Source organism: Peribacillus glennii, from assembly GCF_003429105.1.
Classification (GTDB): Bacteria; Bacillota; Bacilli; order Bacillales; family DSM-1321; genus Peribacillus; species Peribacillus glennii.
Genome location: NZ_QVTD01000001.1, coordinates 69,013 through 93,343, shown reverse-complemented (window position 1 = coordinate 93,343; position 24,331 = coordinate 69,013). Strand labels below are relative to the sequence as shown.

Below are 24,331 nucleotides of genomic sequence, written 5' to 3'. Positions count from 1 at the left end.
TTAGTTTCCTGTAATGTTGAAAGGTGGCCCTTTTGTGTCCAAAAGACTCGTCCAAACAATCCCGAACTTATTCTCCTTAGGGAATTTATTATGCGGCATTTTTTCAATCACAGCGAATATGAATGGATTCCTGAGGCTAGCAGCGATGTTACTATTTCTGGCTGCTTTTTTAGATCTGTTTGATGGCCGGATTGCGAGAAGGCTTAAAGTAAATAGCGAACTGGGGGTAGGGTTGGACTCCTTGGCAGATATCATCAGCTTTGGGGTTGCGCCTATATTAATATTTTATACATTAGCGCCACATTCCTGGTTAACGTCATTTGCATTTATGATTTATCCAACAATGGGAGCCTTAAGGTTAGCGAGATTCAATGCAAATCCAACATTTGGTTATTTTATCGGCATCCCGATTACTTTTGCCGGGCTCGTCATGGCTCTGATGGGTGCGTTTCATTACAGCAATGCCTATGTTACAATCCTACTTGCTGTATTGATGGTGAGTCCTATACGGGTAAACAAATTATAACAATAAGCGAAATCGGGATATGGTGATCAGTTCGTAATAGCGGGCTGATTTCTTTATACCATTCAAGTAAGAGACTATCGGCAAAAAATATTTGTTGACAAATAAACAGTCCAGACGGTATATTAAATTTGAAAATAGTTAATTTTCAGAAATTTAATTAAACTTCCTTGTCTTTTCACATAAAAAAGATTCCGCAACTGTATTTTCATTGAGGAATCCCTTCTACTGAATCCTTTCATCACCTATTTCTTTTATTCTTAACCACTCAATCATATTGATGTATTTGGCTTATTGAAATGTTCTTTTAATAATCCGCATCAATAACCATGCATAGCAGCAGTGATCGCAAGACTATTATTTTCGAATACCAGCGTTTTTGTAGACGGGCTGGTCTAATTTCAAGGTTTCGTTGATAATAGTTTCCCGTCATTGACTGTTGGTCATCAAATTTGTGTCTTTAATTATGGGAACTGAATTTATCAGAGCCGAATCAAAACTGGAACTTATGACACCAGTAAACTCTTTTAATCATTTTTTGGGATTTGTTAGTAAGTAGCTGTTTTACAGCATATATATATTGTTTGATACAGATTTGAAAGAGGGTGGGGTAGGAAATTTTGGTGGAGAAACGCCCAAGCTTTAGGCATGTGCTATTAAAAAATAACAAATGAGGTGGAAATGATGGAAAAAACAAGAATTATGCCAAAAAATCATTGGGATTGGAGTATGCCTGTTCCGTTTTCACAGGGGTGGAAAGTGGGGAACCTTATTTTTGTAGGGGGACAAATCTCCGCTGATGAAAACGGTAAAACAATAGGTGTTGGCGATATTGAAACTCAAACGAGAAATTGTTTTGAAAATATTCGAAAAGTATTAAACGAGGCTGGTGCTGATTTAAAAGATATTGTCAAACTAAATACCTATTATGTTTTTGATGGCGATGAAAACGAAGCAACTGAATTTTGGGAAAAGATGACTAAAGTACGCATGGAATACCTTTCTGATCCAGGTCCTGCAGGCACTGGCATTCGTATTTCCGGTTTTGCGTTTGAGGATCTTTTAATAGAAATAGAAGCAATTGCCGTGATTCCAGATAATAAATAAGAGAGGATGAGAAAAAATGATAGAGAACCCTATTCCATGGCCGAATGGTGCCAAATGTGCGGTTGCCATTACCTTTGATATGGATACTGACAGCATACTCCATTTAGCTCATCCAGACACAGCAGATACAAGAATTTCAACTACTTCCTGGTTGAAGTATGATGAAATCGCTATTCCACGCATCCTTAAAATGTACAAAAAATATGATATCAAACAAACTTTTTTTGTACCGGCCTGGTGTATTGAAAGATATCCAAAGACAGTAGAATTAATACTAAAGGATGGCCATGAATTAGGCCATCATGGATACTTGCATGAACACCCAAATGAATTGTCAGCGGAAGAAGAGCAGTACTGGTTTAAACGAAGTATAGAAGTGATCGAAAAGTTTTCGGGAAAGCGGCCAAGAGGCTGGAGAGCACCAATGTATAATTTCTCTAAGCATTCCCTGGAATTTTTAGCAGAAGAGGGATTTTTGTATGACTCAACATTAATGGGTGATGACATTCCATATATATTAAAAGGCAAATCAGGGGAAATTGTAGAATTGCCGACACACTGGGCCATGGATGATTGGCCGCAATATACCCATAATGCCGAATTGGGATATGTCATGCCAATCAACTCCCCGCAGCGTGCCATGGAAGTATACATGTCTGAATTTGAAGCTGCCTGGAAGCATGGGGGAATGTGGGTATCTGTATGGCATCCTTTTGTCTCTGGGAGACTGGCAAGATGTGAAAGCATCGACAATATGATCCAGTATATGCAAGAAAAAGGCGGCGTGTGGTTTGCCACTTTGGAAGAAATTGCTTTGCATGTTAGAAAATGCATTGAGGATGGAACTTATAAACCGCGCACGGTTGAACTTCCATATTATGATGGACGAATTCCTGAACTAAAATCAAACACAATGGAAGGGGTTTAAACAATGACTGTAATTGCAACGTCCAATAAACTAAGGGAAGTACTAAGCATGGGGTCTGAACCTCATTTGATGACAGGCGAGCAATATAAGGAAAGCTTGAGGGATGGCAGAAGAGTCGTTGATGCCCAGGGCAATGAAATTCCGGACGTCACCGTTCATCCTGCCCTTAAACGGGGAATTGATAATTTAGCCAAGGTTTATGATTCTCAATTCGATCCTGCTACAAGGGACATTACCACTTTTGTCAATCCCGAGGATGGAAAAAGATATAGCACGGGCTGGTTAGTCCCAAGAACGAAAGAAGATTTAAAACACCGCCGCGAGATGTTGCGTCTCTCCACTTTTCATACATTTGGAGTTTTTGGTCGCCCTAATGACTATGGTTCGATGATGGCAATGGGCTTTCTTTCAATCATTGATAAGATTGAAGCTGAGAACCCTGAATACGCAGAGAATGTAAGAAGATTCATAGAGTTTAGCCAAAAGCACAATATCATGAGTGCCGATTTGATACCGGATGTCCAAACTGATAAAAATTTACCGCCGAGTGAGAAAAAGGGTCTTTTAAGGGTTGTAGAAGAACGTCCGGACGGTATAGTTTTATGTGGGGCAAAGCCATGTGGGTCTGTAGGAGTACAAGGGCATTTTGCCACAGTATCGACGGCCACATCTCCAAACCTAGATCCTGATGCGGCACTTTGGTGTGCTGTTCCAATCAATTCACCTGGCCTGACGCTGGTATTGCGCGAACCTGTAACTTCACCTGACTCCAATTTTGAAGACCATCCTATTGACTCACATGGTGAGGAACTAGATAACATGATGATTTTTGATCATGTATTCATTCCTCGTGAATATATATTCAGTTTAAGAAATACTACACTGTTAGGATTATATAGAGAATCGTGCGCTTTATGCCATTGGCATATTCTTTCCCGCCTTATGTACCGCGCTGAAATTTTCCTTGGTGCAGCGCAATCCATTGTCGATGTTCTTGGTACAGATTCCTTCCAGGGTGTCAGAGACGCAGTGTCAGAAGTGATATCTTATTCGGCATCGCTTAAGGCGCACGTGTTGGCAGCTGAGGAAGAAGCGGAGCTGTGGAATGGCGTTCTAGTGCCTTCGACAGAATTCATAACAGCAGGCAGACTTCAGTCCATTATTCTTTATCCAAGAATCATGCACATACTGAGGGATATAAGCGGACAGGGATTGATCAGCCGCTTTACAAGCAAGGTGTGGGAACACTCAGAATTGGGCCCTATTCTGGAAGACTATTTGCCTGGAGCAGGCGTAACAGCCAGAGAGAAAAACATTTTGTTCAACTTTATTTGGGATCTTGCCTGCAGCAGTCATGCATCAAGGGTCGCTTTATTCGAAAATACGAATTCTACAAATGCACCAGTCGTCCAATCTGAGCTTTACCGATCCTATAACCGGTCCGAAGCGGTCAGCCATGTGCGTGAATATCTTGGCCTGCCTGAAGTGAACCGGGAAATTAAGAGACTATACAAAACCGATTTAAAATAACCATTCAGCAAGAACAGATAATGGGCCGCAGCTGTAGGCCATTCTCCTTTGAAATATCACTCTGGTAAGGAGGAAGAGAAATGAAACAAGTTACTGATTTATTCAAAGAATCCATGGGCCGTTTGGCTACAGGAGTTACAGTAGTTACAGCAGAAGTGGACGGCCGTCCATGGGGTACGACCGTTAGTGCATGCTGTTCGATATCAATGGAGCCTCCGTTGCTGATGATCAGTTTATTCACAAAAAACGTCAGCACTGAGGCGATAAAAAAACAGCAGCGATTTGGTGTCAGCATATTAAGCAATGATCAAACAGACATAGCAAAAGCTGGTGCGAAACCTGGTACACCTAAATTCTTTGAAGACTTTGTAGACTTTGATCCAACAGGAAAAACCCATATGGTCAAAGACGCATTGGCGCATGTACATTGCAAAGTTGATAACATTGTTGTTGCAGGCGATCACACCATATTCATTGGATTGGTTGAACATGTGACAATGGGTGAATTTAAGCAGCCATTATTACATTTCCACCGTCAATTTGGAAGTTTTACGGATAAGACGGAACAAAAAGAAACAGTTGTGTAAATGCTATTAACATCAAAACTAAAAGGACAATGGAAAGATTAACCTAAATCTTCTTTTTGTCCTTTTTCTTTGAGAATTTTCTGATACAACTGCTAGCTTCATATAAAGATTTAGTAAAAAGGAGTTGTCACGATTGAATTTAGAACATTTATTTAAAAAATTACATGGGATTTATCCAGAATTGGTAGAGTTTCGAAGAGACCTTCATATGTATCCGGAACTTTCATTTGAAGAAATCAACACTCCCAAAAAAATCGCAGACTATTTGATTGGTCTGGGTTTAGAGGTGAGAACAGGAGTTGGGAGCAGGGGTGTTGTTGGTTATTTAAAAGGGGGAAGACCAGGCAAGACAGTAGCGCTGCGTGCAGATTTCGATGCATTGCCCATTCAGGATGAAAAGAATGTATCCTACAAGTCGCGAGTTCCAGGTGTAATGCATGCCTGCGGACATGATATTCACACAGCGGCATTATTGGGAGTGGCGAAGGTACTTAGCGAAGTAAAAAATGAAATTCAGGGGAACGTAGTATTTATCCATCAATTTGCGGAAGAAAAAATTCCTGGCGGTGCTAAATCAATGATTGAGGATGGTTGTTTGGACGGGGTGGACGTGATATACGGCGCGCACGTATGGGCCCCTGAACCGATTGGCACTGTTGGTGTTGGAGAAGGCCCAATGATGGCTTCCATGGACTCGTTTGAGATTGAAATCATTGGTAAGGGAGGGCATGGAGCAACTCCACATGCCACTGTAGACTCATTGGTCGTTGGAAGCCAATTGGTGCTTAATTTGCAGCAAATCGTAAGTCGCCGTGTAGACCCGCTTAAACCTGCCGTTGTAACAGTTGGGACATTCGAATCAGGAGAGGCGTTTAATGTTATTCCAGGATCTGCAAACATCACCGGGACCGTTCGGAGCTTTGATGAGAGTGTCAGGGGTTTAATTGAGGATTCCATCGGGCAAATTGCAGCCGCTACATGTGAAGGTGCCGGGGCTACAGCAAAATATGATTTCATCAGGGGATATCCAGCTGTATTAAATGATGCTGCAGAAACAAGGAAGGTAGAAAATATAGCAAGAAAAATAGTCGGTGAGGATAAAGTGAAAAAATTAGCACCGATCATGGCAGGCGAGGACTTTTCCTATTATCTGCAAAAGGTACCGGGAAGCTTTTTCTTCGTTGGTGGAGGAAATCCGCAAATTCAGGCCACATATCCACATCATAATTCAAGGTTCGATGTTGATGAGCAAGCCATGCTTATTATTGGAAAACTTTTTATCTCCCTCGTTTCAGAGAATTTAGCACCAGGAAACTTAGAGTCAATATCAAGTAAAGAAAGAGAACTCTCGCAAAAATAAAAAAACGTTTTGATAAAAAGCTATAAATACATTGTTCATACTCAAAGGTAATGAAATCAAAGCTGTATTGAGAGGGGACACCGTTATGCCATTTATCACAATTAAAAACATTGAAGGAAAAACAGTAGAACAAAAACGGATTTTAGTTAAAAAGCTGACTAATGTAATCTCAGAAACTTTCGAAGTCGATCCCAATGTAATCTTTATTTTTTTTGAGGATTTTTCGAAGGATAACTACGGGAAAAAAGGAGAATTATTTTCCTACCTAGAAGAATGATTTAGCTATTATTAATAGGGGTATGGATTCAGGTGAATTTGATCATTTGTGAAATTTCACCAACAAAAGCCTAACTTTTTGTGTTTTCTAATAATGAAGAAAATTCAGAATACAATTAATATGAAATCAGGGATATTTCTTTACAAAGATGTTTCTAATAAATAGGGGGCAATAAATTCTATGATTATCGGAATACCTAAAGAAATCAAAAATCATGAAAGAAGGGTAGCCATAACTCCTTCAGGGGTCTCGGCACTTGTTGATGCAGGGCATAAAGTACTGGTGCAGAGCGGGGCTGGGATTGGGAGCGGCTATAATGACGAAGAATACTTACTACAAGGAGGAGAGATCGTTTTAACAGCTGAACAAGCCTGGGGTGCCGAAATGGTATTGAAAGTAAAGGAGCCGCTTCAAGAAGAATTTCAGTTCTTCAGAGAAGGACTTATACTGTTTGCCTACCTTCATTTGGCCCCAGAAGCTGCACTTACAAAAGCACTGGTGAACACTAAGGTAACTGCCATTGCATACGAAACGGTTCAATTAAGCAACGGTGCTCTCCCGCTCTTAACGCCAATGAGTGAGGTCGCTGGCCAAATGGCTGTGCAGATTGGCGCCCAGTTTCTTGAGAAATCCAATGGCGGAAAAGGAGTATTGCTTGGGGGTGTACCAGGGGTACAATCAGGACGCGTAACTATAATCGGTGGAGGCATTGTTGGTACTAACGCAGCGAAAATTGCACTTGGAATGGGTGCACAAGTCACATTGCTTGATATAAGCCTTGATAAACTCCGATACCTGGATGATATTTTCCAAGGACGTGTACAAACGCTTGTATCCAATCGCTATAACATTGCCAAAGCAGTGAAGGATACAGATCTTCTTGTCGGTGCAGTCCTTATTCCAGGCGCACGCGCACCTCACCTTGTAACAGAGGATATGGTGAAATTAATGGAACCTGGATCCGTTATCGTGGACGTTGCCATTGATCAAGGCGGTTCCATTGAGACCATCGACCGTGTTACGACACACAGTAACCCGACCTACGTAAAACATGGCGTCGTTCATTATTCTGTTGCGAATATGCCTGGTGCGGTCTCACGCACATCCACGATTGCCTTGACTAATGTAACTATTCCATATGCTTTAGAAATTGCAAACAAAGGTTATAAGAAAGCAGCTCTTGAAAATAGTGCAATCGCTCAAGGAATCAACGTAGTTGATGGGTCAGTAACATACAAAGCTGTAGCGGATTCTCTTGGATACAGTTACGAAAGTATTGGTGATTTCCTTCTAAAGCAAGCAGCATGTATATAAAAATATGTATGAAAATGCTGACAAAAGATTCAAAAAGATCAAAAAATATGTAAGAAGATCTTACACTAAGTAAACATAGATAAAAAGAATAATTTACACTTATAAATATACGGTACAGACGGTAACAAAAATGATCGAAGTTCTGTTTGTTCAGTTGAAAAAAATATTGAAAAAAAGGGAGGAAAAAGACCTATAGTTGTGGAAGTTGTAACCCATGAAATTATTTTTTGCATCAAACTGTACAGTCTAGACGGTTTTAATAGTTTAATAATTCAGAATAATAATACGATAGGTGGTGTAGATCTTTGTTGTAATAAACCAATTTAAAGCAGTTAATTAACAGCGGAGTTTGAACCTTTTGTCGCTTAGATTCTTTTACCTATTGCTTTACAGTCCGGACGGTCACTTTAGACTGAATTTACAGAATTTACAGAATTTTGTTTTATTAAAGTTTGAACCAATTTATAAGTAGGGGTGAAGGGTATGGAAGTAAATGGTAATTCTGTGCAGGAAAGTAAGCTGGAGGTTCAAGGTATTGATTTTATTCCTGAATCAGAACGACACTCAAATCCATGGAATGTATTCTTTGTCTTAGCCGGTGCGCAAACGTGTTATCCGATCATGCTTATTGGCGCCCTGCCCATTTTGTTCGGAATGGGTTGGTGGGATTCATTTTTTGCTATTACTGTAGGCCTTTTGGTTGGATGCATTATAGTAGCTCCAATAGCTTTATTTGGACAAAGAACTGGAACGAATGGAATTGTCAGCAGTGGTGCTCACTTTGGCACTAAAGGAAGAGCCATAGGGGCTATATTAACGATAGTCGTGGGGATCGGCTTTTATGCCTTGGTGCTTTGGACCGGATCTGAATCCGTTGTACATGGCGGAAATAAATTATTCGGTTTGCCGAAGGGAGATATCAGTCTCATCATCGGTGCATTGATTATCGGAATCATTATCAGTATTGTTGCGACTTATGGACATTCAATCGTTGTCAAAATAGAAAAATTTGGAACGGTTGTGGCTGGCGCAACACTAATTTTATCAATCTTCGTGTTTCTGCCTCAATTTGATGCAACCTACCAGGGTGGTGATTATCTCCTTGGGGGATATTGGGCTACATGGCTTTTATCAGCCAGTGTGGCACTATCTATCCCGGTTTCTTTAGTCCCCTACATCAATGACTATACTCGATACATCCCAACAACGACTAGTTCCCGGTCTGTCATGCTAGGAACCGGAGCAGGGATCTTCGTTGGTTGTTGGATTACCATGATCACTGCAGCCTATTTCACCACGATGTTTAAAAGCCTTGATACCCCTTTAGTTCAGGGAATGATTGAAATGTCCCCGACATGGTTTGTCCTTCCATTGATTATAGTAGGAATAGTTGGAAGTTTAACACAAGGAAGTTTTGCAATATATGGTGCAGGTCTGGGGTTAGAAACACTTGGCTGGGGATTGAATAGAATCATGACAACCATCATTATCAGCGTGGTTAGTATCATTGCAGCTTTCTTGGCGGTATTTGTCTATGATCTAGTTGATGTTGTCAATGCATTCGTTACCCTTATCATCGTTGCTGTTTCTCCATGGCTATCAATTAAATTAATTGGACTATACCTGTTTAAAGGCCAGTATTCAGCATTGGAATTACACAAAGAAAAAGGCGGATTGTATTGGTACTCCAAGGGTTATAATATTCCGGCCGTTCTATCGTGGGTCATTGGAGTAGTCGTAGGGTTATTATTTACTAATACTCTTGTCTTTGTGGGGCCGTTGGCAAACTCTTTTGGAGGAATTGATGTCAGTTTCATATCATCGGCGATTGTTGGGGCAGTGTTATACTACTTTCTGGTCAAGAACAGCATCACAAATGGCAGTGCACTTAGTGAAGCTGAACAAAATGTAGAAAAGACAATTTAACTATTGAGAGAAAGTTATATGGAACGACCGTTTAGTTTCCTTTAAGGAGGTGGTTGTTGGGACACCATTTCAGATTCCTTACAGATTAAATATATCGGTGAATGAAATCAAAGTACTAATTGAGGTGAATTATGGAAAAGACAATTATGGAAAAAACGAGAATAATGCCTAAAGGCCACTGGGATTGGAGTATGCCGGTACCTTTTTCCCAAGGATGGAAGGTTGGAAACATGGTTTTTGTCGGTGGACAAATCTCCGCTGATGAAAACGGGATTATAGGTGTAGGGGATATAGAAGTGCAAACCCGAACGGTTTTTGAAAATATTCGCAAGGTTTTAAATGAAGTGGGCTCTGACATAAAAGATATCGTAAAGCTAAATACTTACTATGTATATAAAGGTAATGAAAATGAGACAACAGAATTTTGGGAGAAGATGACAAAAGTGAGATTGGAATACTTAGCTGACCCGGGTCCTGTTGGAACAGCCATTCGTGTTTCTGGTCTTATGTGGGAAGATCTATTAATAGAAATAGAAGCTATCGCAATCATAGAGGAGGAGAATTAAATGATAAAAAATCCTATTCCATGGCCTAACGGGGCAAAATGCGCAGTTGCCATTACATTCGATGTCGATACCGACAGCATCTTGCATTTAGATCATCCTGATAAAGCGGATACAAAAATTTCATCAAATTCCTGGGTAAGGTATGACGAGGTGGCAATCCCCCGCATTCTTGATATGTATAAAAAGTATGGCATTAAACAAACCTTCTTCATTCCAGCCTGGAATATTGAACGTTATCCTCATTATGTGGAAGCAATCCTTAAAGACGGACACGAGATCGCTCATCATGGGTACTTGCATGAGCATCCTAATGAACTGCCTGAAGAAGAAGAGCTGTATTGGTTTAAACGCAGCATTGAAGTTTTCGAAAAGCATGTAGGGAAACGACCGGCAGGATGGAGAGCACCTTGGTGGAATTTTTCTAAAAATTCGGTTAATTATTTAGCAGAAGAGGGGCTCATATACGACTCGTCGTTGATGGCAGACGACGTACCGTATGTTCTAAAAGGTAAAGGATCTAATGAAGTTATAGAATTGCCAACTCATTGGGCTATGGACGATTGGCCGCAGTACGCACACAATCCTGATTTCGCGTACGATATGCCAATCCAATCGCCAGACCGTGCCATGGAAGTGTGGATCGATGAATTTGAAGCTGCATGGGAATTTGGGGGCATGTGGGTTTCGGTATGGCATCCTTTCTTATCAGGCAGGTTAGCCAGATGCCGCAGAATCGATAAAATGATCCAGTATATGATGGATAAAGGGAATGTGTGGTTTGCGACTATGGAAGAAATCGCATTGCACGTCAGAAAGTGCATCGATAACGGAACATATAATCCGCGTGAAGTACAGCTTCCTTATTACAACGGCCGGATTCCTGAATTAAATTCATTTAGATTGGAAGGGGTAAGAAAATGAGTGTAATCACGACTTCAAACAAACTTAAGGAAGTATTAAGCAAAGGAACTGAGCCTCATTTAATGACGGGTGAGCAATACAAAGAAAGCTTGAGAGACGGTAGGAGAGTCATAGATTCCCAGGGAAACGAAGTGAGTGATGTACCGAATCATCCTGCCATAAAGCGTGGCGTGGAAAATTTAGCGAAGATATATGATATGCAATTCGACCCTGCCACTAGGGATATTACGACTTTTATAAGTCCAGAGGATGGCAAAAGATATAGTACTAATTGGCTTGTTCCTAAAACGAAAGAGGACTATAAACTTCGACGCGAAATGTTAAAGTTGAGTACTTACAGCACTCTTGGCGTCTTTGGCCGCCCAAATGACTACGGCTCCATGATGGCCATGGGTTTCCTTTCCATTATTGATAAAATTGAAAAGGAAAACCCTGAATATGCACAAAACGTACGAAGGTTTGTTGAATTTAGCCAGAAACATAATATTATCAGTGCAGATTTGATTCCAGATGTCCAAACAGATAAAAATTTGCCTCCTTCACAGAAAAAAGGTACTTTAAGGGTGGTAGAAGAACGTCCGGACGGTATAGTTTTAAGCGGCGCAAAACCAGTTGGATCTGTAGGAGTCCAAGCACACTTTGCAACAATCTCAACGGCTACATCCGCTAACTTAGAGCCGGAAGCAGCACTTTGGTGTGCAGTTCCGTTGAATTCACCTGGAATAACTTTAGTGCTTCGGGAGCCTGTCACTTCTCCTGATTCCAGTTTTGAAGACCACCCTATCGATTCACGCGGCGAGGAAACTGATAACATGATCTTGTTTGATAATGTTTTCGTGCCACGCGAATATGTCTTCAGCCTTTATAACATGAAGATGTTAGGATTATATAGAGTTTCAGGATCTCTATTCCACTGGCACATATTGGGCCGCCTGATGTACCGTGCAGAAATGTTGGTGGGAGCAGTGCAAACGATCGTTGATGTCCTAGGTATCGATTCCTTCCAGGGAGTCAGGGATGCCGTGGCAGAAGTGATCACTTATTCTTCTAATTTAAAAGCGGCGATTATTGCTGCTGAAGAAGAATCAGAGATGTGGAATGGTGTGTTAGTTCCATCTACCAGATTCTTAACTGCAGGACGTTTATATTCAATCGAAACCTATCCGCGAATCATGCACATCCTTCGCGATATGAGCGGACAGGGACTAATCAGCCGCTTCCCGAGCAAGGTCTGGGACCATCCGGAAATCGGTGCAAAACTGGAAGAATATCTGCCTGGAGCTGGTGTTACGGCTCGTGAGAAAAACAAATTCTTTAACTTCATCTGGGATCTTACTTGTTCAAGCCATGCTTCCAGGGTTGGTTTGTTTGAAAACCTAAATGCTACGAATGCTCCGATCATCCGGTCTGAGCTTTACAGATCTTATGATCGTACAGAGCCAGCTAACTTTATCCGTGATTATCTCGAATTACCAAGAGCTAATGGAGAGGTAAAACCTTTATATAAACATGATTTAAAATAAAGTTTAGAAAGTACAGGTCGGAAGGGCGGGCCTTATCATAATAGATAGGCAGGCTCTTTTCCTTCCGATATAAATCTTTCAATCTTGAAATAGCATTATAGATTTTCTACAGTAAAGCCGGGAAAGAGGAAGACGCTGTAGAACAAGTAACCGATCTATTTAAAAAACAGGGGCGGTTTTATTTTGTGGAAATTGATAAAAATGAGAAATCGAAAAAGGTGATTAGGGAGCATGCTTTATTGGGAGGATCAAACCAACCTCTGGCTACGTTTTTATCACTAGTTGGAAGTTTTACAGATAACTCAGCAAACAAGAATCAGTTGTATAACTTACTTTTCGGATAAAAGGACAGAGGCAGGGTTGGCATGATCTTCTTTTTGTCCTTTTTCTTTACCAGTTTAGAATGACTTCTTCAGGAATAACTAAAAAGGACGTGATTATAATGAAGGTATGTTATTTGTCTTACCCGTTGGATTTATCGAAAAAATATGATCCATCCTCTGTTGCTATGGGTTACTTTGATGGAGTCCACTTAGGGCACCAGAAAGTGGTTGAAACAGCCATTCATCATGCTAAAAACAAAAAATTGGCAAGCGGTGTAATGACCTTTCATCCCCATCCTCGGGAAGTATTAGGTAAAAGTGGATATTCAAGCTATTTAACCCCTCTGGAAGATAAACTTCAAATCTTAGAAAGAATGGGAGTTGATATAGCCTATGTTGTACAATTCAGCCCAGCCCTTTCTAGAGTACAACCCCAAGATTTCATAGAAAATTTTTTAATCCCATTAAAGATTAAGCATGTTGTAGCAGGTTTTGATTATAAATTTGGATCAAAAGGAACGGGGACTCCCGAGTATATGAAACAGTGGAGTAGAGGCCGATTTGAAGTATATATAATAAATCCCATAAAACGCTATGATGCAAAGGTAGGAAGTACGCTCATCCGGGAATATGTAAAGCAAGGAAATGTATCTGTTGTAAATGAGTTGCTGGGACGGCCATATTACATAGAAGGAGAAAGCATAGGATTAGCTCAGGATAAACGGGCATCAGAGAAAGACATAGTAAAAATCATGGTCCCAAAACCTTATCTGCTTCCTGAAAAAGGGCATTTTCAGGTCACGGTATATACTGAACGAGGAACTTGCAGTGGTCTATTGATGATTAAACCACGAACGGTATATTCTGAAAAACCGGATCAACTTGAATTGGAAATGACCAATTCAAGGGGAATAGTTGCGGAAAATACGATGATAGGCATTGAATTTCTAGATATAATTAACAAATATCAAAGCCAGATGTTTGAATATACACTTGCATAGAATGCTCTTCATCGTTTGGAATTGTTAATGGACATCCCCTAGTCTAATTAGATTAGGCGATGTCCATTTTTTACTATAAAAAACTATTGTAATATTTATAAGTGATCTTTCTTTGTTAATTCGACTAAGGTGTTTAGGATTTGTTGGCGAAACTCTCCTTGCACTGGAGAAAAACCAAGTAAATCGGTAAACCATAAACCCTCACATGCTAACCGAACAATAGAAGCAATAAGTAAATCCTGATTATCATTTTCTATGTTTTCTGTCCAATCAGCGTATGTTTTTCGCCAGGAATCTAGTAATTCTGTATTGGCAAGCAACATAGACATTAAACCTGGGCTGATTAAGTCTTTTCGGCCAACTTCCTTAAAGGTTGTTTGGATAAAGGCCCGCAGCCATTTACCTGGTTCATCGTTTTCTTTTGATAAATAATAGTCGATGTCTTGGTAGGACCTTTTTAACATATCGTCAATCATTCCCTTTATGAGGGTTTCTTTCGACGGAAAATGATATAACAATCCCCCTTTACTGACACCAGCTTCTTTCGCTACTTTTTCCAGGGTTAAATTTGAAACTCCATCCCTTGAAACAAGTCGGCAGGCTTCCAATAAGATATGGTCACGAGTTAGAGTTGATCTACGATTACTCACTTTTCCCTCCTTTTTAAAATTTCCAGTTGTTTACTTATAATCCTAAGTATTATTGTAAGAAAAGTCAAATGCTTTGACGAATTTTCGCAAAATTTAAATATAGCAATATATTTTTTTGGGTGAGGGCTTTTTATTTCCACAACAAATATTTCGGCATTTTTTTCTGGGTTTCTTTGCAGACAAAATCACGGAATTCCCCTAAATACAATGTTTCCAAAAAATGGTACAAAGGGAAGAAGACCTTAAAACCCTCGAAGTAAAAAAAGATTTAAATGAGCTGTTTAGGACCACATATGAAAAGCTGTTTACCCTGCCTCAGTATTATAAACAAAAAGAAACCCAAAACGCTGTGGTTCCCATGAACCGTGGCACTGAAAAAGTGGAGGGGGGGTTCTGTCACCGAAAAGGTGAGTGAAGCATTCTCAGTAATAGAGACGGCAGTGTCAAGCGTTTCAGGCAAGGTACAAGAGGTTTCAGCCGCCGTCCAGCAAATGTCACTGGCAGCAGGCTGACCGTGGGTTCAATGGATACATAAACAGCAACTGCGGTGGAGAGCGCCGGTGCAAGCCAGCAAACCGCATCGACAAGCCAGGAATCCCTGGCAACAATGGAAGAAGTCTCATCCTCCGCACAAGCGTTTTCCCATCTTGCGAGGAGCTGCAGATGACACTGGCGAAATTCAAAATGTATTTTATATTAAAAAGGAAAAGGCTGCCGGAAATTCTCCGGCAGCCGGTATTCATTAGCTCAAAACAGCATTTGTTTCTTCCCTCACGAAATCAATCTCAAAACCTAAATCCTTAAGCATTTGATGGTCAGCTGTGCTTTCCTGTCCGGCAGTTGTCAAGTAATCTCCAACAAAGATGGAGTTTGCCGGATAAAGTCCCAGCGGCTGCAGACTTCGGAGGTTTACTTCCCTTCCTCCGGAGATGCGTATTTCCTTTGTCGGGTTGATGAAACGCATCAGGCAGAGTACCTTAAGGCAATATATTGGTTCCAGCTCATCGGTTCCTTCCAGAGGTGTCCCGTCAATTGCATGGAGGAAGTTAACAGGGATGGAATCCGCGTCCAGTACCCGCAAACTTCTTGCCATGTCAATGACATCTTGTTTGGTTTCCCTCATGCCTACAATAACCCCTGAACAAGGGGATATTCCCGCTTCTTTAATAAGTTCCACGGTATTTACCCTGTCCTGGTAAGTATGGGAGGTTGTAATGGATTCATGGTGGCTTTCTGAAGTGTTTATATTATGGTTATAGCGGTCAACACCTGCTTCTTTCAGCCTGCTTGCTTGTTCAGGCTTTAGAAGTCCAAGGCAGGCACAAACTTTCAGATTGTATTTGTCCTTTATTTCCTCTACAGCTGAAACGACGGTATCGACATCTCTGTTGCTGGGCCCTCTTCCGCTCGCCACGATACAATATGTACCCACGTTAAGATTATAGGCCTGCTCGGCGCCTTTTAAAATGGAATCCTTGTCAACCATGCGGTATTTCTCGATCGGCGCTGTGGATACACTGGATTGGGAGCAGTAGCCGCAGTTCTCTGGGCACAGCCCGGATTTTGTGTTGATGATCATATTTAATTTTACCTTATTGCCGTAATAATGGCGGCGTATGGTATAGGCGCCCTGTAGCAGTTCCAGAAGCTGTTCATCAGGACTTTCCAAAATCGATAAAGCCTCTTCATCGGTCAGTTCGTAGCCATCCAAAACTCTTAATGCAAGCTGATTCCAATCTCCCATTCCAAATTACTCCCCTCATAATTAGGCTGCTTTTTTTACGTTTCTGAACGTGCTTCTCGATAACACGGTTCTCTCCATCCGGTGGGCAAAAAATGCTGCGCATACAGATAAGATGATATCTTTTGGCAGCGGCGCAACCATCCACAACCAAGCCATTTTATAGGAGAATCCGTCCGGAGCACCCGCCCATAAATCATAAGCAAAGTACATCCAATTCGTTCCAAATAAGTAGTTGACTGTCATACCCACTAAAGAAGCAGTCACATAACTTGGCAAGCTTCTGTTTCTTTCCACCATTTTTCCAACGATGTATGCTGTGAAAATAAACGAAATGATAAAGCCGAAAGTAGGTTTTATAATGATGGAGATGCCGCCGGTAAATTGGGCGAATACAGGAGCCCCAACCATTCCGACCAGCGCATATACAACCATGGAAATGGCACCAAGCCTGCTCCCTAGAATCGCCCCGGCCAAAATGGCGAAAAAGGTTTGTAAAGTAATGGGAACCCCACCCACTACGAGGAACGACGTATTGGCACCAACTGCCATCAAAGCCACAAATACGGCAACCAGGGTTAAATCAATTGTTTTCATTTTGCCTTTCATGAAATTGTCTCCTCCAGAAAAGTTTTTTATAAATTCAGGATAATAGAATTATAAAAATAATGTCAACTAGTTTTTATATATGGTTTACATATATAAATTTATAGCAGCCAATTTTAGGCATTTGGTTGGAAAACTGAGTAGGTCTTTGTTTTCATTTATTGAGGTTTTCGTGTAATTGCTTGAGCAGGTTTAAAAAAATAAATGAAAATGAAAATTACTATATTTTTTATATTTCAATCAAAAGAACTGAATTTGCGTAAATAAATGCTTTATATATTTTCATGCAGAGGTGAACGGATCGTGGATTTTTCAACTATTTTATTGGCTAAAGGGGAAGAGGTTTATGATAAACTCGAAAGTACATTATCTGACATAAAAGGGCGGTTAAATAATGGGAACGATCAGACTGAAATATGCACAGTGAAAAACACACTGGACGATGTAAAGAGTGCCCTTGATGTATTGAATTACTTAAGGAACAGGACGAGGCGATGGTGAAAAACTAAGGTCGAGGTTAGGAAGGCATGGCAAACAAAACGTCAAGTGAAAATGTTGATTCTGCGATGAACGAACGGTTTGGGCTGTATCACAGGGGATGGTTAAGATAAGGAACCAATGAATAGATGATGTCGTCGTAATTTAACTTGGTTGGGACAAATTTGTGAAAAGCATGATAAACCTTGGCTTTAAATTAATAAGCGAATTTTTTTAATTCAGTTCACAAATTATGTCAACACTAAACCTTAAGGTTAAATTAGAAGATTCTGCTCTCCCATTGAAGGTATTGGATATTGGGAGGATAAGAACACTGACTACTTCGCTTTACGCTAAAGAATGCATGAAGAAAACCAACGACAGCCGCATGTCCGAGGGTACCAGGTCATTCAAACAGAAAAGCTATTGTAGAATGTAATTGACGCCCTTAGTTAAAGTGTTAACTTATTTTATCACTACTAACTATGAGAAATTAAAAAATAGTTTAAAAGAGTTGAAAATTACAATGTAATCGATTACACTAATAACGTAGTCAAATGAATAGAAAACCTTATAAAGCATAAGGTTTTTTTATTCAATGATGTAATCGATTACAGAAAACAGAAGATTAAATGCTTTCAAAATTAATAGATTTTTGATATTATTTATTAAAAGATGTAATCGATTACAAGTAAAATTAGTATTTCTAGTAAGTAAGAATCATACTTTAATACCAAGAAATACTGGAGAAGGATATTTTGTACTTAAAACATGAATTGGAAACGGAGGATTAGAACAATGAAACTAGGCTATCAAACCAATACATGGGGCGGTGTTGTAGGACATCCGGCCGGGGTTACATCGATAAAGGATCTCTATTATCTTGCGAATGGCTCTACAGAAGAAGCCTTGAAAGATATATCGGAAGCTGGGTACAAAGGGTTTGAAATTTTCGACGGAAACTTAATGGAATATAAAGATAAAAAAGAAGAGTTCAAAGCATTGCTTCAACAATATTCTTTGGAGTTCATCGGTGTATACACCGGAGCGAATTTCATCTACCAGGATGTTTTGGAAGAAGAATTGCAAAAAATTGAGGAAGTAGCCGTTCTTGCTTCTGAATTAGGTGCAAGACATCTGGTTATCGGCGGAGGAGCTGTCCGTGGCAATGGCATTAAAGAAAGCGATTACGCAGATTTGGCGAATGCCCTCGATACAGTGGCAGCGATTGCAGAAAAGAATCATCTCATCCCGAGCTATCACCCGCACTTAGGAACAAATGTGGAAGCTCCCGACCAACTGGACAAGCTCATGGCCCTGACAAAAATTAATTTATGTCCGGATACGGCTCATATCGAAGCAGGCGGCGGAGATCCGGTGGAAGTTATCAGAAAGTACGCAGATCGGATTAAATACGTGCACTTCAAGGATTATGCGAACGGAGAATTTTTGCCATTAGGAGAAGGACACCAAAAATTCGATGAAATGGTCAAACTGTTAAACGAAAATAATTATGATGATTGGATTACCATTGAACTTGACAGCTATTCAGATCCTAAAAAAGGTGCAGAAATCAGCCGAGGGTTTTTATCAAAATACGAGAAATAAATTAGCAAGGCTTTGAAAGCGGTTTAAAAGTACTTAGAAATATTAATTCAAGTTTAGGAGGATAACGAAAATGAAAAAATTAAACGTAGGTATGATCGGCGGAGGATTCATGGGGAAAGCGCACTCACTTGCATATGCAGCAATGCCAATGTTCTTTTGGCCTGCTCCCGCGATCCCTCACCGCCACACAGTCGTTGACGTAAAAGAAGAATTGGCCAAAGATGCAGCTGCAAGATTAGGGTTTGAACATTATTCCACCGATTGGAGAGAGGTAGTAAACAATCCGGAAATCGATGTAATTGATATTGTAACTCCAAACAATACACATGCTGAAATTGCGATTGCTGCAGCAAAAGCAGGCAAGCATATCATTTCTGAAAAGCCGTTGGCGCTGGGTGCTGCAGAAGCTAAAGAAATGTTAGAGGCAGTTAAGGCTGCAGGCGTTAAACATGCGGTTGCTTTCAACTACAGAAGAACTCCTGCTGTTGCGCTTGCGAAAAAATACATTCAAGAAGGAAGAATCGGAGAAATCCTTAGCTTCCGTGGAACATATCTGCAAGACTGGTCTGCCGATCCGAATTCGCCGCTATCTTGGCGTTTCCAAAAGAAAATTGCCGGTTCGGGTGCACTGGGTGATATCGGTACACACGTTGTAGACTTTGCACGGTACCTGGTTGGCGAAATTTCAGATGTAAACGCCCTCACTAGAACATGGATTCCGGAAAGACCACTGCAAACGGGTGGCATTGACAAGCTGGGTACTGTGAAAAACAGTGGCGCAGACGTACCGAAAGGCACAGTCGATGTGGATGATGAGGTCATTACAATGGTCAAGTTTGAAAACGGTGCAATCGGAACCATTGAAGCAACCCGTAATGCTTGGGGACGCAATAACTTCCTGACTTTTGAAATCCATGGGACTAAAGGTTCTTTATTCTTCAACTATGAAAATCGTGATGAACTTCAAGTGAGCTTCTCAGATGATCCAAGCGATGCGAAGGGCTTCAGAACGGTATATACAGGTCCCGCTACACCGTACGGAGAAGCTTTATGGCCGATTCCTGCATTAGGTATCGGATATGGAGAAACAAAAATCATCGAAACTCATGACTTCTTTAAAGCAATTGTTGAAGAAGATACCCAATTCTCTCCAAACTTCAATGACGGATACCGTATTGAGCTTATCGCTGACGCTATTCTTGAATCAGCCGAAAAAGGCCAATGGGTAAATGTGAACGAATTAGAGGAAAAATAAGGGGTTTTTTAAACTGAACTAGAATAATCATGGATAATTAAATATTGTTCATTCTTGGCTCATTTAAGTTTGAAGGCTGCTGCACCCTCGCGGCGGCCTTCATTAAAAAGGCCAAAAGGTATAGAAAAGTCGCGTTAAATATGCCATAAACATCGTCAATTAAGGAGGACAACCATGGAAAAAATTAAAGTTGGTGTCATTGGAACGGGTTTTATAGGGCCAACACACATTGAAGCCATCAGAAGGCTCGGGTTTGTGGAAGTGGTCGGACTTGCGGAATCAAGCCAGGAGGCAGCTGAACAAAAGGCAACTGAACTAGGAATTCCGAAAGCCTATGGTGATTATCGCGAAATGCTGAAAGACGATGAAATTCAAGTCGTGCACAATTGTACCCCGAATCACCTGCACTTTGCGATTAATAAAGAAATTATTTTAGCAGGAAAGCACGTTTTATCAGAAAAGCCGCTTGCAATGTCCAGTGAAGAATCTGGAGAGCTGCTTGCTTTAGCCAAAGAACACAAGGTTGTACACGGAGTAAACTTTAACTACCGCCAATTCCCGATTGTGAAACAGTTAGCCGCTATGGTCAAGCATGAGCAACTGGGGAAAGTAAATCTCGTGCACGGAAGTTATTTGCAGGATTGGCTCTTGTATCAAACTGATTTTAACTGGCGGCTGGCTCCAGAAGTTGGAGGAAAGTCACGTGCAATTGCGGATATCGGTTCCCACTGGTGTGATACGGTTCAATATGTGACGGGTAAAAAAATTGTCGAAGTATTCGCCGATTTGGCTACAGTCATTCCGGTAAGGAAAAAATCCAAATCTAATGTAGCGACTTTTGGCGCACAAAAAGATCAGGAAGTGGAATATGAAGATGTTCCGATTAACACAGAAGACTATGCGTCGGTTCTTGTGCGGTTTGAAGATGGCTCAAGGGGTGTGTTTACGGTTTCCCAGGTAAGTGCGGGCCGCAAAAACAGACTAAGCTTTGAAATCAATGGAAGCAAAAGCTCTGCTTTCTGGAATCAGGAAGAACCTTCACAATTATGGATCGGACATCGAGATAAACCAAATGAAACCCTTCTTGCTGATCCGGCCTTATTCCTGCCTGAAGCAAAAAGTGGAATCCACCATCCTGGAGGACATAATGAAGGCTGGCCGGATGCGTTGAAAAACGGAATGTTGAATTTCTATTCTTTCATTCGGGACGAAAAAGACCCTGAATGTGATCAGGCTAATTTTGCTACTTTTGCGGATGGGCATGTATCGATGTGCATTACCGACGCCATCTTAGAAAGCCACGAACAACAAAAATGGGTGAAAGTCCGGACAGAGCAGGAGGGTTAATCATGAAATTAGGCGTATTTACTGTTCTCTATCAAAACCTTCCTTTTGAAGAAATGCTTGATAAATTGGCCGGGATGGGTGTAGAGGCTGTTGAACTTGGTACAGGCAATTATCCTGGAAACAGCCACTGTAATCCTGATGAATTATTGGAAAGCCCGGAAAAATTAAAGGGCTTCAAACGAGCTGTTGAAAGCAGGGGAATGATCATCAGCGGGTTAAGTAACCATGGAAATCCGCTTCACCCTGATAAAAAGGTTGCGGTGTCAGCACATGAAACATGGAGAAAAACTGTAAAGCTCGCGGAACGCCTCGAAGTCCCTGTCATCAATGGCTTCTCCGGCTGTCCGGGTGACCATCCCCAGGCGAAGTTTCCGAACTGGGTCACATGCTCCTGGCCGCCTGAATATACAGAGGTTTTGGATTGGCAATGGAATGAGGTAGTGATTCCTTACTGGAAGGAAGAGGCAAAGTTTGCCGAACAGCATGGAATCAACCAAATTGCGTTTGAAATGCATCCTGGTTTTGTCGTTTATAATCCCGAAACGCTTTTAAAATTAAGAGAGCAAGCGGGACCTTCCATTGGTGCAAATTTTGATCCGAGCCACCTTTTATGGCAAGGAATCAATCCTGTGGAAGCCATTAAAAAGCTTGGAAAAGAGGAAGCGATCTTCCATTTCCATGCGAAAGATACGTATTTGGATAAAGCAAATATAAGTGTAAATGGCGTATTAGATACTAAGCATTATAGTGATATATTAAATCGTTCCTGGACGTTTAGGTCAGTTGGGTATGGCCAGGATGAAAAGGCATGGAAAGACATGGTGAGCACCCTTCGCGCCGTTGGATATGACTATGTCATTTCGATTGAGCATGAGGACATGCTGGCTTCCGTAGATGAGGGCTTGGGCAAGGCCATCTCTTTATTAAAGGGAGCACTTTTCAAAGAGCAGCTAACGGAAATGTGGTGGGCCTAATATTTCTGGGGATTCGATACAGGTACCTTAAAAAGGGTGCCTGTCTCGAATCCCCAAGAGGGTATCCTGCCTCACCTTGCAAAAAGGATTGGGATTATTAACAGGCATCTTGAGAAGAAAAACATGAGATTCTGGGGTGAATAAAATGAATGCGATTGCAGAACAGCAACAAAATAAGGCGGGCCTTCCGGGTAAAATGATTTGGGGCTTTGTTGCGATGCTTATCTTTATGGCCGGCGACGGTCTTGAACATGCTTGGCTATCTCCTTATTTAATTGAAAAGGGTTTGACTGTACAACAGGCAGCAACCCTGTTTACAGCGTATGGAGCAGTATTGGCAGTATCCGCCTATTTTTCAGGCGTGCTTACGGAAATATGGGGGCCGAGAAAGGTTATGCTTATCGGCTTGATTACCTGGCTCGTTGGCCAGATCCTTTTCATTGAATTGGGATTAAAGCTCCATAGCTTTGAGTGGATGCTGCCAACCTATGCGCTGCGAGGCATTGGCTATCCTTTCTTTTGTTATTCATTTTTAGTCTGGGTAACTTATCGCAGCCCTCAGCGAATTATGGCTACAGCAGTCGGCCTTTTCTGGGCTGCATGGAGCGGCGGTCTATATGTAGTGGGGAGTTATTTCCCGGCTTTCATGACTGATAAAATTGGGTATATGGGACTCTTGTGGAGTGCTGTTGCCTGGGTACTGGTAGGCGGAATCGTTGGACTTTTAGTTGTCGGCAATGACAGAGTCAGCGAGGACAAGGGTGACGCAAAGGAAAAAATCAAAAGCTTATTGAGCGGATTTACGATTTGTATCGAAAAACCAAAAGTGGCAATAGGCGGACTGGTGCGTATCATCAATTCAGTCGGTGTAGGGGCTCTTCCTATCTTTTTCCCGCTTTACCTTGCTTCTGAATATAATTATTCAACCGGTGAATGGCTAACTATTTGGGGAACCTTCTGGCTGGCAAACATCGCATTTAACCTTGTCATCCCCTACATCAGTGACAAATGGTTGGGTTGGCGCAAGACGATCCAGTGGATTGGCAGTGTCGGCTGTGGTGTAATGACTCTCGTATTATTTTATACACCGCACGTTGTAGGACATAATTTCTGGGCTATGACATTGGTTGCAATCATATTTGGAATCGTTCTCTGTGGTTTCGTCCCGCTTTCCGCCCTGGTAACGGCTTTGGCTCCGGACCAAAAAGGCTCAGCGATGGCAATTGTTAGCTTTGGTGCGGGAATGTCCTACTTTATTGCACCGGCAATTGTTGGCTTGTTCATCAATAGCATTGGTGCAGAAGGGCTTGCATGGGTATTCTCGATCTTCTACTTTAGTGGTGCTGTTTTAATGAAATTCATGAAGCTGCCTGAAGAAGAAAACAAAGCAGAGGGTAAAGAAGATCTAACTAAAAGGACGGCTAGTGTAAATTAAGAATCTCAGTAACTATATTTATAGAACGCTAAGTTAGGACCTCCAGGAAGATTCCGTAATAACTTAATAGTGAACAAAGCTTACCTTAACGGTTATCCGTTAAGGTTTTTTGTGTGAAAAAATGCTGCTTTTATTAACTATCTTCATAGTTATTCAGATTTCATCTGGCATTTCGCTGTATTCATATGCTGTTTGGCTGGATCCGGGAACAATTCGGCTGAGTTTGCCTTGCTCTAAGACGAATCCAGGCGCAAATGGGCAGAATTCCACAGATGGAATGGGTTTACCTAAAAAGAAAAAAATTCTAGGTTATATCAATGTGCACCGGGTAGATATGAAACCGTGGGCTGAA

23 protein-coding genes are annotated in these 24,331 nt (G+C 41.2%); 20 read left to right on the top strand and 3 right to left on the bottom strand.

What is annotated here, in order from left to right:
- The first annotated feature begins 34 nt into the window (after positions 1-34).
- The 13 genes from pssA to D0466_RS00395 all read left to right on the top strand — a co-directional run bounded on the left by pssA (position 35) and on the right by D0466_RS00395 (position 13,886).
- Complete coding sequence (gene pssA / locus D0466_RS00455; RefSeq protein ID WP_199484475.1) at positions 35-526, top strand: CDP-diacylglycerol--serine O-phosphatidyltransferase; 492 nt, start codon at positions 35-37, stop codon at positions 524-526.
- 678 nt (positions 527-1,204) lie between these two features.
- Entirely contained in the window at positions 1,205-1,630 is a 426-nt protein-coding gene (locus tag D0466_RS00450; protein ID WP_117320594.1) for a RidA family protein, read from the top strand.
- Between the two features lie 16 nt (positions 1,631-1,646).
- The gene (locus D0466_RS00445) at positions 1,647-2,558 is read left to right on the top strand and encodes a polysaccharide deacetylase family protein (protein WP_117320593.1); all 912 of its coding nucleotides are present in this window, start codon (positions 1,647-1,649) and stop codon (positions 2,556-2,558) included.
- Between the two features lie 3 nt (positions 2,559-2,561).
- A complete protein-coding gene (locus tag D0466_RS00440) occupies positions 2,562-4,088 on the top strand; it encodes a 4-hydroxyphenylacetate 3-hydroxylase N-terminal domain-containing protein (RefSeq protein WP_117320592.1) in 1,527 nt (508 codons plus the stop codon).
- Positions 4,089-4,168: 80 nt separating this feature from the next.
- Positions 4,169-4,675, top strand: a complete 507-nt coding sequence (locus tag D0466_RS00435) for a flavin reductase family protein (protein WP_117320591.1) — start codon at positions 4,169-4,171, stop codon at positions 4,673-4,675.
- A gap of 133 nt (positions 4,676-4,808) precedes the next feature.
- The gene (locus D0466_RS00430; RefSeq protein WP_117320590.1) at positions 4,809-6,035 is read left to right on the top strand and encodes a M20 metallopeptidase family protein; all 1,227 of its coding nucleotides are present in this window, start codon (positions 4,809-4,811) and stop codon (positions 6,033-6,035) included.
- Positions 6,036-6,120: 85 nt separating this feature from the next.
- Entirely contained in the window at positions 6,121-6,312 is a 192-nt protein-coding gene (locus tag D0466_RS00425) for a tautomerase family protein (RefSeq protein WP_117320588.1), read from the top strand.
- A gap of 180 nt (positions 6,313-6,492) precedes the next feature.
- Positions 6,493-7,626 carry an alanine dehydrogenase gene (gene ald / locus D0466_RS00420; RefSeq protein WP_117320586.1) on the top strand — a complete coding sequence of 378 codons (1,134 nt, stop codon included), beginning with the start codon at positions 6,493-6,495 and terminating at the stop codon, positions 7,624-7,626.
- Positions 7,627-8,109: 483 nt separating this feature from the next.
- Positions 8,110-9,552: a purine-cytosine permease family protein gene (locus D0466_RS00415; RefSeq protein ID WP_117320585.1), complete on the top strand. Its 1,443-nt coding sequence runs from the start codon at positions 8,110-8,112 to the stop codon at positions 9,550-9,552.
- Positions 9,553-9,683: 131 nt separating this feature from the next.
- Complete coding sequence (locus D0466_RS00410; RefSeq protein ID WP_117320584.1) at positions 9,684-10,118, top strand: RidA family protein; 435 nt, start codon at positions 9,684-9,686, stop codon at positions 10,116-10,118.
- Positions 10,119-11,039, top strand: a complete 921-nt coding sequence (locus tag D0466_RS00405; RefSeq protein WP_117320583.1) for a polysaccharide deacetylase family protein — start codon at positions 10,119-10,121, stop codon at positions 11,037-11,039.
- Entirely contained in the window at positions 11,036-12,562 is a 1,527-nt protein-coding gene (locus tag D0466_RS00400; protein ID WP_117320581.1) for a 4-hydroxyphenylacetate 3-hydroxylase N-terminal domain-containing protein, read from the top strand. Before D0466_RS00405 ends, D0466_RS00400 begins: the two co-directional genes overlap by 4 nt.
- Before the next feature lie 403 nt (positions 12,563-12,965).
- Positions 12,966-13,886, top strand: a complete 921-nt coding sequence (locus D0466_RS00395) for an FAD synthetase family protein (protein WP_117320580.1) — start codon at positions 12,966-12,968, stop codon at positions 13,884-13,886.
- A gap of 95 nt (positions 13,887-13,981) precedes the next feature.
- On the opposite strand, the gene D0466_RS00390 is transcribed toward D0466_RS00395, so the two are convergent.
- Positions 13,982-14,536 (bottom strand): TetR/AcrR family transcriptional regulator, encoded by a 555-nt coding sequence (locus tag D0466_RS00390; protein WP_117320578.1) that lies wholly within the window; start codon positions 14,534-14,536, stop codon positions 13,982-13,984.
- Positions 14,537-14,901: 365 nt separating this feature from the next.
- Here D0466_RS00390 and D0466_RS21990 point away from each other — a divergent pair, with 365 nt between their 5' ends.
- Complete coding sequence (locus D0466_RS21990; protein WP_158555762.1) at positions 14,902-15,048, top strand: hypothetical protein; 147 nt, start codon at positions 14,902-14,904, stop codon at positions 15,046-15,048.
- A 230-nt stretch (positions 15,049-15,278) separates the two neighbouring features.
- Here D0466_RS21990 and bioB read toward each other — a convergent pair whose 3' ends face one another.
- Positions 15,279-16,280, bottom strand: coding sequence for a biotin synthase BioB (gene bioB / locus D0466_RS00375; RefSeq protein ID WP_117320574.1), 1,002 nt, complete (start codon positions 16,278-16,280; stop codon positions 15,279-15,281).
- Between the two features lie 21 nt (positions 16,281-16,301).
- Positions 16,302-16,886, bottom strand: a complete 585-nt coding sequence (locus D0466_RS00370; protein ID WP_117320573.1) for a biotin transporter BioY — start codon at positions 16,884-16,886, stop codon at positions 16,302-16,304.
- A 300-nt stretch (positions 16,887-17,186) separates the two neighbouring features.
- On the opposite strand from D0466_RS00370, the gene D0466_RS00365 reads away from it, so the two are divergent.
- The 6 genes from D0466_RS00365 (at position 17,187) to D0466_RS00340 (ending at position 23,979) form a co-directional block, all read left to right on the top strand.
- Positions 17,187-17,384, top strand: coding sequence for a hypothetical protein (locus D0466_RS00365; protein WP_117320572.1), 198 nt, complete (start codon positions 17,187-17,189; stop codon positions 17,382-17,384).
- A gap of 774 nt (positions 17,385-18,158) precedes the next feature.
- Positions 18,159-18,968 (top strand): sugar phosphate isomerase/epimerase family protein, encoded by an 810-nt coding sequence (locus D0466_RS00360; protein ID WP_117320570.1) that lies wholly within the window; start codon positions 18,159-18,161, stop codon positions 18,966-18,968.
- A 70-nt stretch (positions 18,969-19,038) separates the two neighbouring features.
- On the top strand, positions 19,039-20,223 hold the full coding sequence (locus D0466_RS00355; protein ID WP_117320569.1) for a levoglucosan dehydrogenase: 1,185 nt from the start codon (positions 19,039-19,041) through the stop codon (positions 20,221-20,223).
- 174 nt (positions 20,224-20,397) lie between these two features.
- Complete coding sequence (locus D0466_RS00350) at positions 20,398-21,570, top strand: Gfo/Idh/MocA family protein (protein WP_117320568.1); 1,173 nt, start codon at positions 20,398-20,400, stop codon at positions 21,568-21,570.
- Between the two features lie 2 nt (positions 21,571-21,572).
- Positions 21,573-22,544, top strand: a complete 972-nt coding sequence (locus tag D0466_RS00345) for a sugar phosphate isomerase/epimerase family protein (protein WP_117320567.1) — start codon at positions 21,573-21,575, stop codon at positions 22,542-22,544.
- Positions 22,545-22,689: 145 nt separating this feature from the next.
- Positions 22,690-23,979 carry an MFS transporter gene (locus D0466_RS00340; protein ID WP_117320566.1) on the top strand — a complete coding sequence of 430 codons (1,290 nt, stop codon included), beginning with the start codon at positions 22,690-22,692 and terminating at the stop codon, positions 23,977-23,979.
- Positions 23,980-24,331 lie beyond the last annotated feature (352 nt).